The organism is Nodularia harveyana UHCC-0300 (assembly GCF_034931085.1).
Classification (GTDB): Bacteria; Cyanobacteriota; Cyanobacteriia; order Cyanobacteriales; family Nostocaceae; genus Nodularia; species Nodularia harveyana.
Window position 1 is genome coordinate 106,284 of the sequence record NZ_JAYGHG010000004.1, and the last position, 12,542, is coordinate 118,825.

The 12,542-nt window shown below is 43.5% G+C and carries 11 protein-coding genes; 4 read left to right on the forward strand and 7 right to left on the reverse strand.

What is annotated here, in order from left to right:
* Nucleotides 1-118 precede the first annotated feature (118 nt).
* On the reverse strand, nucleotides 119-1,483 hold the full coding sequence (gene miaB / locus VB620_RS04200) for a tRNA (N6-isopentenyl adenosine(37)-C2)-methylthiotransferase MiaB (protein WP_323194886.1): 1,365 nt from the start codon (nucleotides 1,481-1,483) through the stop codon (nucleotides 119-121).
* A gap of 73 nt (nucleotides 1,484-1,556) precedes the next feature.
* Nucleotides 1,557-3,242, reverse strand: coding sequence for an energy transducer TonB (locus VB620_RS04205; protein ID WP_323194887.1), 1,686 nt, complete (start codon nucleotides 3,240-3,242; stop codon nucleotides 1,557-1,559).
* Nucleotides 3,243-3,527: 285 nt separating this feature from the next.
* Here VB620_RS04205 and argZ point away from each other — a divergent pair, with 285 nt between their 5' ends.
* Entirely contained in the window at nucleotides 3,528-5,639 is a 2,112-nt protein-coding gene (gene argZ / locus VB620_RS04210) for a bifunctional arginine dihydrolase/ornithine cyclodeaminase (protein WP_323194888.1), read from the forward strand.
* A 40-nt stretch (nucleotides 5,640-5,679) separates the two neighbouring features.
* On the forward strand, nucleotides 5,680-6,189 hold the full coding sequence (locus VB620_RS04215; RefSeq protein WP_323194889.1) for a DUF2085 domain-containing protein: 510 nt from the start codon (nucleotides 5,680-5,682) through the stop codon (nucleotides 6,187-6,189).
* A gap of 39 nt (nucleotides 6,190-6,228) precedes the next feature.
* Here VB620_RS04215 and VB620_RS04220 read toward each other — a convergent pair whose 3' ends face one another.
* Entirely contained in the window at nucleotides 6,229-6,354 is a 126-nt protein-coding gene (locus VB620_RS04220; protein ID WP_323194890.1) for a hypothetical protein, read from the reverse strand.
* Nucleotides 6,355-6,834: 480 nt separating this feature from the next.
* Between VB620_RS04220 and VB620_RS04225 the strand changes: the two genes are divergently transcribed.
* Complete coding sequence (locus tag VB620_RS04225; protein WP_323194891.1) at nucleotides 6,835-7,473, forward strand: histidine phosphatase family protein; 639 nt, start codon at nucleotides 6,835-6,837, stop codon at nucleotides 7,471-7,473.
* Here the strand turns inward: VB620_RS04225 and VB620_RS04230 are convergent.
* Entirely contained in the window at nucleotides 7,420-7,602 is a 183-nt protein-coding gene (locus VB620_RS04230; RefSeq protein WP_323194892.1) for a hypothetical protein, read from the reverse strand. The genes VB620_RS04225 and VB620_RS04230 overlap by 54 nt on opposite strands.
* Before the next feature lie 24 nt (nucleotides 7,603-7,626).
* Between VB620_RS04230 and VB620_RS04235 the strand changes: the two genes are divergently transcribed.
* Nucleotides 7,627-9,465, forward strand: coding sequence for a vWA domain-containing protein (locus tag VB620_RS04235; protein ID WP_323194893.1), 1,839 nt, complete (start codon nucleotides 7,627-7,629; stop codon nucleotides 9,463-9,465).
* A gap of 67 nt (nucleotides 9,466-9,532) precedes the next feature.
* Here VB620_RS04235 and VB620_RS04240 read toward each other — a convergent pair whose 3' ends face one another.
* The 3 genes from VB620_RS04240 to VB620_RS04250 all read right to left on the reverse strand — a co-directional run bounded on the left by VB620_RS04240 (nucleotide 9,533) and on the right by VB620_RS04250 (nucleotide 12,532).
* A complete protein-coding gene (locus VB620_RS04240) occupies nucleotides 9,533-10,225 on the reverse strand; it encodes a DUF6745 domain-containing protein (protein ID WP_323194894.1) in 693 nt (230 codons plus the stop codon).
* Nucleotides 10,225-10,524: a hypothetical protein gene (locus VB620_RS04245; protein ID WP_323194895.1), complete on the reverse strand. Its 300-nt coding sequence runs from the start codon at nucleotides 10,522-10,524 to the stop codon at nucleotides 10,225-10,227. Before VB620_RS04245 ends, VB620_RS04240 begins: the two co-directional genes overlap by 1 nt.
* 211 nt (nucleotides 10,525-10,735) lie before the next feature.
* On the reverse strand, nucleotides 10,736-12,532 hold the full coding sequence (locus tag VB620_RS04250) for an N-acetylmuramoyl-L-alanine amidase (protein WP_323194896.1): 1,797 nt from the start codon (nucleotides 12,530-12,532) through the stop codon (nucleotides 10,736-10,738).
* Between the last annotated feature and the right edge of the window lie 10 nt (nucleotides 12,533-12,542).

The window sequence follows — 12,542 nt, forward strand, 5'->3', positions numbered from 1 at the left end:
ATCTCCTTTAAGCGTCCATCTCAAGAATAATGAGTATACCTGGCTGGGAACTCTCAAAAGTTAATTTAAAGGAAATTCCGGCTTGAGGGACACCATGCAGACTAATCTAGCCGTAAAATTACACTGTGACTGCTTGGCGCACTTCTACAAGTTCACCTGTCAAACTGAAAGCCCGAACTTCGGTGATTTTTACCTTGACAATTTTACCTTTCAATAAATTAATATCACCAGTAAAGAAAGTTAAACGATTCCCGCCGGTGCGTCCCATAACTTGGGTGGGATCTTTGGAATTTTGATCTTCCACTAAGACTTCTTCGATTCTTCCCATATAACGTTGCGATCGCTCGGAGGCTTTGACGTTAACTAAGTGGTTTAATCTTTGTAGGCGATCGCTCTTAACTTCTTCACTGAGTTGATTTGTCCACAAAGCTGCCGGTGTACCAGGGCGCGGAGAATATGCAGCCGTATTCAACAAATCGAAGCCAATATCTTCCACCAACTTTAAAGTATTTTCAAACTGCGCTTCTGTCTCTCCCGGAAAGCCCACAATAGCATCACCACTAATGGAAGCATCAGGCATATACCGCCGAATTGTATCAATAATCCGCCGATATTTTTCGTGAGTATAACCCCGTGACATAGCTTTCAATAGTTCATTATCCCCTGATTGAAAGGGAATATGAAAATGTTCACACACCTTGGGCAACTCCGCACAAGCCTGGATTAATCTTTCAGTAAAATAACGGGGATGACTAGTAGCAAATCTCAACCGTTCAATGCCAGGGATATCATGCACAGAATAAAGTAAATCAGTGAAATTATGCAGATGCCGACCTTCTGGAGTTGTTCCCGGTAAATCTCTCCCGTAAGCGTCAATATTCTGACCGAGTAGGGTAATTTCCTTGTAACCTTGTCGCCCCAATTCCTCCATTTCCGCCCGGATAGCTTCTGGAGTCCGGGATTGTTCTACACCACGCACATTAGGAACTACACAATAAGTACAGCGTTCATTACAGCCATAAATTATATTCACCCAAGCAGTTACACTGCTATCTCTTCGTGGCTGGGTAATATCTTCCATAATGTGAACCGACTCAGTAGCCACAACTTGATTACCCTCTAAAACCGAAGTCAGCAAATCTTTGAGACGGTTGGCGTGTTGTGGTCCCATGACCAAATCCAGTTCTGGCACTCGTCGTAACAGAGTTTCCCCTTCTTGTTGAGCAACACAACCAGCAACAACCAATGTTAAGTTAGGCTGCTCATGCTTGCGTTTGGCTTGTCTACCGAGGTAAGAATATACCTTATGTTCAGCGTTATCTCGAATCGTGCAAGTATTATAGAGAATTAAATCTGCATCATTAGGATCTTCTGACCATTCAAAGCCCATGTCTTCTAAAATACCAGCCATGCGCTCGGAGTCGGCTTTATTCATTTGGCAACCGAAAGTAATAATGTGGTAACGGCGATTAGAAGTGGTCATGGGCAATGATGCTGATTAGCAAGTATATAGAATTTATCCCTATTCTATCTTATTGAAACAAGAGTCCTATTCGTTACTCCTGACTGCCACTTTCTGATGACTCTGCTGGTTCTACATTTTGATGTAAAGAATTTTGCAATTGATTTTCATTAGTAGAAGGAGTATTTTCTATTGCACGCGGACGACGATTTGTGTCTACTTCTGGTGTTGGTGTTCTCTCGTTCTGCAAAGAATCTTTCATATTTTCTGGGCTAGGGGTAGGATTTGTCTCAGTTTCAGAGGATGAACCTGTCGTACTGTTCTCAGTAGGCTGACTAGGTGTTCTGACTGGTATGGTTACAGGTTTGGCTTCATTGGAAGATGGTGCAGACTCTGGTTGTGGTCTCATGCTTTCTTCCTTTTTGCTGGGTGTAGGAGTCTTGGTAGTTGTGGTCTGAGGACTTCTCTCTGTGGCTGCTGCTTCTTGCTTCTTTTTCCGTTCCTGGACTTGGCGATATCTTCGTGAACCTTCCAGAGCAAACTCTGTATCTATTGACACGCGTTGTCTACCACTTTCTGAGGGTTTCAATTTCCAATTAGCGGCTTGTTTCTTGACTGCTTCGTCCAATCTTCTGTTACCACTAGAGCTAAGAATCTTAACATTTGTGACATTACCTTGGGCATCAGTATCAACTGCTACTTTTACTTTGCCTTCGATGCCCTGCCTTCTCGCAAACTCTGGATAGCTAGTATTACATTGAACACAAGCTGCACGCCCACTCAATGAACCATTAGAATTACCCTGACTATTACTAGGTTTTGGTACACTGGCTGGCGCTGTGGCTACTGGGGCGATCGCACGTGGGACTCTTGTATTGTTTGTGCTATTACCTGTACTGGCTGTGGATACTGCATTGGTTGTACTAGGTTTACTTGAATTTGCCACAATATTACTGCTGACATTAGTTTCCTGGCTAACTCTGGAATCTCGAACTCCAGTTAATGATTCTCGGAGTTTTTCGCTACTTTGATTTTTCGGGGGTGCAGCAATATTACTGTTGACATTAGTTTCCTGGCTAACTCTGGAATCTCGGACCCCAGTTAATGATTCTCGGAGTTTTTCGCTACTTTGATTTTTCGGGGGTGCAGCAATATTACTGTTGACATTAGTTTCCTGGCTAACTCTGGAATCTCGGACCCCAGTTAATGATTCTTGGAGTTTTTCGCTACTTTGATTTTTCGGAGGTGCAGCAATTCTGGATTCTGATGATTTTGATGTCAGTAAAGATTCTAATTTGGCTATGGCTTGTTGTCGGGGGGGGCTAGTTGGCTGTGTGGGGGCTGTTGTTTTTTGTATTTGTGGTGGTGGTGGGGCTTGTGGAACTGGTGGAGTTGTGAAACTCTCCATTTTGGGAATTGGTGGTGTAACAGAGGTTGTTGGCGTAATTTGTGGCTTCGACTCCAGTGCAACTACTTCGTTTCTGGCTGGGGTGGGTGAGTTATTGTTAGTGGGAATAATCTTGCTAGGTTCTGGTATTTGCTCTTCTTTGAGCATCTCTTCAGGTGCTTTTTCTAGTTCCTCAAGAGGAAAATCAATAATTGTGACATCTATGGGTTCATCTTCTATATCTACTGGTGTTTTCTTCAGTAGATTAGTTATGGCGAATGACAGTAAGGCAATATGTAGCACTAGAGAAGCAATCAGACTGTAAATTAGAAAATTCTTCAGAGCTTCATTTTCTTGCGAACGATATTTAATAGTAATTCCAGAGAATCCCATATCTTAATGCTATTTATTCTCAATTATTCAGTTATAATAAAACGCCCAGTTGAAAATAACAAGTCAACGAGTAAATTTTTTCGGTGATCTGAAAAAAGACTGATTCTTTCTGAGTTTTTGGGTTTGTATGTAGCGAAGTTTTTTGGGAGTTGATATTGAGAATTGATCTAAAAAACTAGGAGTAAGTTTAACAAGGGGTTAATAACTGATTTCCAAAAATTATCACCACAAAAAACCTTCTTTGCAGTAGGCTTGTAGCATCTCAACGCTCGTAATTATATTTGTATGACTTCCTCGATTCGCTTTTTGATGTGCGCCCCTGACCACTACGATGTGGATTATGTGATTAATCCTTGGATGGAAGGGAATATTCACAAGTCTTCGCGCGATCGCGCCGTAGAACAATGGCAGAAACTTTACGAAGTCCTGAAAAAACACGCCATTGTCGATTTAGTTACGCCCCAGATTGGTTGGCCTGACATGGTATTCACGGCTAACGCTGGCTTAGTTCTGGGAGAAAATGTCGTTCTCAGTCGATTTTTGCACAAAGAACGTCAAGGAGAAGAGCCTTTCTTTCAAACTTGGTTTGAAGAAAACGGTTATACAGTTAATTTGCTCCCTAAAGATTTACCGTTTGAAGGTGCGGGAGATGCACTTTTAGATCGGGAAGGACGTTGGTTATGGGCTGGATATGGTTTCCGTTCAGAATTGGATTCTCACCCTTACTTAGCTAAATGGCTAGATATTGAGGTGTTATCCCTGCGATTAATTGATGAGCGCTTCTATCATCTAGATACTTGCTTCTGTCCTTTAGCTAATGGCTATTTATTATATTATCCCGGTGCTTTTGATGCTTATTCCAACCGCTTAATAGAAATGCGAGTTGCACCAGAAAAGCGCATAGCCATTACTGAAGCTGATGCGGTCAACTTTGCCTGTAATACGGTGAATGTGGAAAGCATCGTGATTATGAATAAGGCTAGCAATGCTTTAAAAGCACGTTTAGCCGATGTCGGTTTCCGAGTCATTGAAACGCCTCTGACAGAATTTCTGAAAGCAGGTGGTGCAGCTAAATGTCTGACACTACGAGTCACAGAACCACTAGATACAGACATTCATGCCAATGTCTCGGTAGAAAGCCGGGTGATTCGCATGGAAGGGCATTTGCTAGATTCTGGTTTGATTAACCGGGCTTTAGATTTGATTGTAGATACTGGTGGAAGTTTCCAAGTAATGAATTTTAACTTGGGAGAACAACGCCAAAGCACATCTGCGGCTGAGGTGCGGGTGTCAGCGCCTTCCCATGAGGTGATGGAAGAAATCATCTCTCAGTTAATTGATTTGGGTGCTGTCGATTTACCCCAAAATGAACGAGATGCTAAGTTACAGCCTGTGATTCAAGCTGGGGTGGCTCCTGATGATTTCTACGTAAGTACAATTTATCCTACGGAAGTACGGATTAATGGTCAGTGGGTGAAGGTGGAGAATCAGCGCATGGATGGAGCGATCGCCATTACTAAAACTGCCAATGGTTTGGTAGCTAGCTGTAAATTATTACGTGATTTAGAAGTAAGTGACAGCGTAATTGTCGATGTCCTCGGTATCCGTACCGTCCGCAAAACAGAATCCCGCGAACAGCGTAATTCTCAAGAATTTAGCTTTATGTCAGCCGGGGTTTCCAGCGAAAGACGTGTGGAACTTGTGGTTGAGCAAGTGGCTTGGGAACTACGTAAAATTAGGGATGCTGGTGGTAAAGTAGTTGTCACTGCGGGACCTGTGGTGATTCACACTGGCGGCGGCGAACATTTGGCGCAACTGATTCGGGAAGGATATGTCCAGGCACTCTTGGGTGGCAATGCGATCGCCGTCCACGACATGGAGCAAAATATGATGGGAACTTCCCTCGGTGTAGATATGAAGAGGGGTGTAGCCGTCCGGGGTGGACATCGCCATCACCTCAAAGCTATTAATACTATCCGTCGTTATGGCAGCATTGCTAAGGCTGTGGAAGCGGGAGTAATTAAAGGTGGGGTCATGTATGAATGTGTCTCTAACAATGTGCCTTTTAGCCTAGCTGGTTCTATTCGGGATGATGGACCTTTACCTGATACCCAAATGAATCTAATTCAGGCGCAGGAAGAATACGCCAAACTGATTGAAGGTGCGGAGATGGTTTTGATGCTGTCATCCATGCTGCATTCTATTGGTGTGGGGAATATGACTCCGGCTGGGGTGAAAATGGTCTGTGTGGATATTAATCCGGCTGTAGTTACTAAGTTAAGCGATCGCGGTTCTGTGGAATCCGTGGGTGTGGTGACAGATGTCGGTTTGTTCCTCAGTCTGTTGATTCAGCAGTTGGAGAAGTTGACAAATCCCTATGTTGCTAGTGTAGGTTAAGAATGTTTCACGCAAAGGCGCAAAGGCGCAAAGAAGAAGAATGGCAAGACTAGCTTTTCAGGAAGGTTTGCAGGTTAATTGGGTGAGTTTTATTGCTGATTTCCTGTTGGTAGGGATGGTTTTTGGCCCTCCTGTTGCTCCTTTTTTGGCTGCGTCTGATGTGTCTTTGCTGGGGATAATTGCGGACATTATTTATTTCATGGGTAATCATGTTTGTCCGCAACCTGATATGGGTTTGGATTTAGCACCCCCGTTTATTATGGCTGTGTGTATGCGTTGCTATGGTACTGTGACGGGGTTGCTCTTTACTCGTTTGTTATATGGGGTGACTGGTGGTCAGGGTTTTTATTGGTTAAGTCAATATGGTTGGAATGGTGCGGCTTTGGCTAGTGTGTTGATGATGGCTTATCCTTTGGAGTTGGCTGCACAGATTTTTGGATTATGGGATTTTAATAATTATTTGGTGACACCCTTTGGGTTAATTACGGGTTTGGCTTGGGGTTTATTTACTATGCCGATTTTCCATGAGTCGCAGCTAAAAGCAAGTTAGAACATCAACAGATAATCACACTTAGACACCAAAAGGATTTCAACCCACTCCCACACCTCCCACACTCCCCACACCTCCCACACTCCCCACACTCCCCACACTCCCCACACCCCAGTTTGTGGTTGATTGACTTTTGTGGTTGATGACTTTGTTGTGGTATAACACACTCGATTGGAAGATTAATGGTAGTTTATTTTTACCAAAAAATGGGGTGTAAAGCCCCGTCTCTTCAGGACGGCTTTCGAGAGCGTGATTTAGGCAAAGAATCTTGATGCATCATAGTCTGTAATCGTTGTAAAATAAATGGCAAGTTTTTCGACATACTTAAGGTATAGGGTTCGACCCAGAAGTTGGGTTGGTAAAATCTTAGACGCACTGTAAGAATGTAGCTGAGTAGTTTAGTTGGGAAGAAACGAGTTGCTAGCGGTAAAATGCACCGACTCAATTAAGTTCTACGAAGCCTAAAGTCAGAAAACCAACTCTGGTAGTTTGGAATAATCCAACTGGTGAGGGCATTTTCCAGTAGGAGAGGAAAAGTTAGACGGGCTTGAGTCCGCATTTTCCGCCAGTATCCTAGAATCCCTGTCCCTTCTGGGGCGGGGAGTATGTCAAACAAACTCCTTTATCCTCATCGTGATATAAGCTATGGCACTGAATTTATATATACTGCGACATGGTGAAACTACTTTTAGTCAAAGTGGTAATTTCTGTGGTGAAACTGATGCGGAGTTGACTTCTGAAGGGATGCAGATGGCATCCAGTTTTGCTGATGCTTATCAAAATTTGAAGTGGTCAGCCGCTTATGTTAGCCCAATGAAGCGGACAATGGCCACTGCCAAGCCATTTTGCGATGCTATTGGTATGGAGATGCAGTTACGTGACGGACTAAGAGAAGGTAGTTACGGCGACTGGGAAACCAAGAGTAAATTATTTGTTAAAGAGAATTACCCAGAAAACTATGTAAAATGGTTGACCGAACCTGCTTGGAATGCACCGATTGGTGGAGAAACTGCGGTAGATATTGCTAACCGTTCTATGCCTGTAATTGCTGAAATTCAAGAAAAACACCCCGAAGGTAATGTTTTAGTGGTTTCCCATAAAGCCACGATTCGGATTATGCTTTGCAGTTTACTGGGAATTGATTTAGGACGCTATCGTTATCGGGTGAATATTTTGGTCGCGTCGGTAAGTATGGTTACATTTGACGTTCACGGGCCTTTATTAGAAATATTAGGCGATCGCCATCATATACCCGATCATATTCGCTCTCGTCCCGGAACCTAAAATGAAATAGCGATCGCTAACTTGGATAAAAATTAGTTTAGCCTCACTTTTCATCAAGTTCATACTGCTTTCTGGGTAAACTAAAGGCAACACTGATACACCTACACTATCAGGCTTGTAGCTGACCACAGTTAACTCAGAAGGCTATATCAAATGATTAATACCAGTTACGACTTTGACCAAGCTATTCTACCTACAGGATCATCATTAAAAACAAATATTCTGCTCCGTTTTCGGGCTGATGTTCCAGAATCTCCCCGACGTAATCTTAATCTCTCTCTGGTAATTGACCGCTCCGGTTCTATGGCGGGTCTTCCTTTGCATCATGCACTCAAAGCAGCTGAGTCTGTGGTCGATCAGCTCGAATCAAATGATATTCTCTCCGTAGTAGTTTACGATGATCGAGTAGATACTGTTATCTCACCCCAGCCAGTAATTAATAAGCCAGCACTGAAACAATCTATCCGCAAAGTCGAAGTCGGGGGTATGACTAACTTATCCGGGGGGTGGCTCCAAAGTTGCGAATATGTCCAAGCCCAACTTGACCCACAGAAAATCAACCGTGTGCTTTTACTTACTGATGGTCACGCCAATATGGGTATTAGAGACCCTCAGGTATTGACAGCGACATCGGGGAAAAAAGCTGAGGAAGGAATTACCACAACTACATTAGGTTTTGCTCAAGGTTTTAATGAGGATTTATTAATTGGTATGGCTAGAGCCGCCAATGGTAATTTCTACTTTATTCAAAGCATTGATGAAGCTACGGAAGTATTTAGTATTGAGTTAGACAGTCTGCGAGCCGTAGTCGGTCAAAACCTCACAGTAACTCTGGAATTGGCTGAGGGTGTAAACCTCGTAGATACTCTAAGTCTATCTACAGTCACTCAGAATCAATCTGGTCAACCTGTAATTAATTTGGGTGAGCTTTACGAAGGAGAAGACAAACTTTTAGGGTTGAGTCTAGATATCTCCTCCGCTCCCGTTGGCGATTTACCTGTGATGAAGCTACATTACAGCGCTGATGTTGTCCAAGATAATCTGATTGCAAGTGTGTCAGGTACAGCAGATGTCCTGGCTAAAGTGGGTACTATCGAGGAATCAGCAGCAGCGTCTTCCAGTCATGTCATTTTAGAACTCAGTCGCCTGACGATTGCTAAAGCTAAAGAAATCGCCCTGGATTTAGCTGAACATGGTAAACATCAAGAAGCTGAACAAACCCTACGGTTATTAGTCAAAGAGCTTCAAGATAAAGGGTTAAATGAGAATTTTGAAATAGCCGAAGAAATAGAACAACTGGAGTATTTTGCAAGTCGCATCGCTCAAAAAGCTTTGGGTAATGCGGGACGAAAAGAACTGCGAGACCAAAGTTACCAGACAATGACTCGGAATCGTAGCGACTTAGCAGGTCGTGGTGTGACTGCTGGTGATGAAGTCTATGCAATACCAGTTGTCAATGAAGTCGGTGACAGTGTGGAACTGGAATGTGTTCGGGAAGGCGGTAAATTAAGGGTGAAAGTGGTTTCGGATGGTTACGATAACAGCAAAAATGTCCAGTTTCCTAGAGCAATTCGGGCTGAGGGCGCACGCTATGTTGTAGAAGGATTACAACTTTCGAGCGATCGCACTTTTTACCGTGTCCAGGGAAACATTACCCGTTTTGCTCAACCCGGTGTAGAAGATATATTTGTAAACCGCAAAACTACTCAACGAGTTAACACGGGTAAAGCTTCTAAAGGTCCCGCCAGTGCTGCTGACTTGGAGACAACTGATACTGTGGATAGTCGGGTGTTAGTGCAGTGTATTAAAGATGGTAGTAAACTCAGGGCGAGGGTAGTTTCTGATGGTTATGAACCAGATTGGAATATGCGTTTTCCTCGTTCAGTCAGGGAGGAAGGTATGCTTTACGTTGTTGATGAAGTAAAAACAGCCCCTGATGGTAAGTCTTATATAGCTTGCGGGGAAATTAAACGTTTTGTTCAACCGACTTAAGAGGCAGAGGGGCAGGGTGCAGGGGGGAGAAGAGTTTAGGCAATGCTTAATTACGAATTACGAATTATTAGGCTTCAATTAAAGGATGATAATCATCTGGGTTGGTGAAACCGGCAATCCAGGCTGCTGCTTGATGACAACTTCTAATATGGGGGGGAACGCGCAAAACATGAATGTGTCCTGTGGATGGACAGCTGACTTTTAAGACCATTAATGGTTCGTCATCTTCCAAGGGAATGTATACAAGTTGACGTTCTCCACCTGCGTCTTGATCGCGATCGCGGATTAAGCCCCCCACTTGCTGCAATAATGTTTCATACCCCAACCGCTCTATCAGTACACGGCGTAATTCCACGTTCTCTATATTGAGAATCTCCTGTCCCGTAATAGAGTCAGATGCAAAAGCAATGTCATCTGTTACCTGCACCCCTCGCCAGCATAAAATGAAACCATGTCCCGCAGGTAAACTAGTAATTCCACTACCAGCTAATTCAATTTCATGAGTGACGTGCAGACCTTCGGGAAGAGTGGTTAAATTTACACAGTCGCTGATATCTAAGCTTTCACAGGTGAGATTTTCGGGTAAATTGTAAATATCCGATGCACCGCTTAAATTCAGATTACCTAAAACCCGCATTCCATCCCAGGCGCGATGTGCCAAAATCAGTTTTCTCGCAGTTTCAGGCGATACAGGCTCATGATTGGGGTGCTGTTTCACTGGTTTTTTAGGGATACGCCCCTTGGACATGAGATTCAGCATTAGTCTTCTACCTCTACGTAAGCATCAGGGCGGTATTCACGTTGTTTCCAAACTCGATAAAACCCTTGGGGTAGTTGAATAGCGCGGTGTTCTTCGTGGATTAAAGTCGCACTGGGTGCTTTGACTTCCAGAAATAGTTCACTACCATTTACCCACAATTGTACCGCCTGGGTTTGCTGAATACGGTGGCTATGTCCAGTAATTTCACCGTGAGCCAGAGTAGCACCTGTCCGCTTTTGCACACCTATAGGTAAAGACGCAATTTTGCTAATGAGAACGTCACCATGTCTGTAAAGCATATCAGTTTGTGATTTATTGCCGCCGTACATCTTCTGATTTTATAGGATTTTGGGGTTGTAGTTCACGCAGAGGCTCAGAGAATTTGAGAGTTGATAACGAAAAATAAAAGTCTCCTTGAGTTGAAATTAAATTTATACCCGATTATTTTTCAACAAATAAGTAAATCCCTTCTTCTCTTCCTTTGCGACTTTGCGCCTTTGCGTGAAAAAATCATTTCTTAAACCACTCCAAAACCCCCTCAGCCAAAACCTTAGCTAGCTTCTTCTGTTCTGAAGAATTTCTCACCCATTCAAACTCTTCAGGGTGAATCATAAAACCCAACTCCAATAAAACCGATGGTGCGGTGTGGGGACGCGCTAAAGCTAGGCTGTTCCAATATACCCCTTGAGAAGTTCGCTGGAGCTTCCTCACCAGATAATCTTGCATAAATATAGCTAGGCTTTGAGCTTGGGGATGATACCAGAAAGTGCTGATTCCCTTGGTATTCTCCGCATCACCACTATCGGGTAAAGCGTTGTAATGTATGGAAAGTGCGATCGCCGGTGATTCTCGATCTATCATAGCCACGCGATCGCCCAAAGAAACATCAACATCAGTCTCTCTAGTCATCACCACTGTAGCCCCTAGTTTCACCAATTCATCCCGGAATAACTTGGATACAACTAAATTTATATCTTTTTCTGGATATCCAGTTGGACCAACTGCACCAGATTCTTTGCCACCATGTCCGGGATCGAGTAGAATTTTAATGCCAGATAGGGGTCGTTGTCTTTCCCTTCCCAATTTGGGTGGATGACGCAAAGCTAAAGTCAGGGTTGTATTGTCATATTTCAGCTTATATCCCCACTGTTGAGCTTTTTTTAGGTTAAAGGTATATTTTGCTTCTCCTGGAGCCACCTGCTGCCAATCTAAACGAGAAATTACAGGGTCATCATCTAAACGAATTGTGTCTGTTTGAGCAGTAGTATTGTAAAGTGTGAGAGTAAAATGACCATTACCCTGTTCTACACTCACTGGTACGGGAACTTGTAGCGGGAAAACTATTTCTGTAGTACTAGCTAGTCGGCGATATCCGACACTGCGAATTATTGTGCTTGGGGGAATAGCACCTGGTAAAACGCGAGTTTCTCGACTATTAATCCAACCGCCATAGTCTAGGCGCAACCATTCACCTTCACTACCTGTTATTGATGCTTGTGTGCCTTTCGGTAGTGGGGTGAGTCTGGAATGATCGGTACTGGGTCCTGTACGCGCTACACCTGCATCTGCTACTACCTCCGCAACTGCTAAATTTGCAGGTGAGAGAATTTGAATTTTGCCAGTTCCTGGTTGAGTTATTGTCTTACCATTCAGCGTTAGTTGAAATTTCGGTGTACCCAAATCCCTGTTTTTAGCAGCAGAAATCATGTTCTGACCAGAGGAGACAGCAACAGGTTGTGCAAAAGTGGTGCAACCCTGATACTTTCCTGGGATAGACTGGGCATTAGGTTGGTTATTTCCGGTGAGTGCAGCTAAATTACTGGGTAGTGTTACCTGTTGAGGTTGGGGTGTAAGGGAAATCGTTTGATTAGCCAGATTCACAGATACACTGGCGTTAGGAGGTGCGATCGCACTAAAACAAATTAATTCTCCCGGTAGTCTGGCAATGTCGGCTGCTGGAATCAGGGAATCTTTGGCAAAACCTAATTCTTGAGGTAACTCAGGCTGGGTCGCCAGCCTTGTAACTTTAATTTCTAGTTGTTGATTTTGGTGACGTACAGTAAAGAGATTTTCTCCCAACTGCAAAGGAAAACTTGGGGCAAAATGGCCTGCTTGACTGCGGTCAATTGCCTTACCATTGATGAGAACCTGTCCATTTGCTGGTGCTGTACCAATGAAGAAGATTTTTTCTGAGCTTGTTTGGTGTTTGTTCCGGGGATAAACAACTAAAAGTGATGGTTCTGCCAAAGCTATTACAGAGGAGGTAACAATAAACCCTAATATTACTAATCCTAGAAGTTTTTTCACGATAACAGTA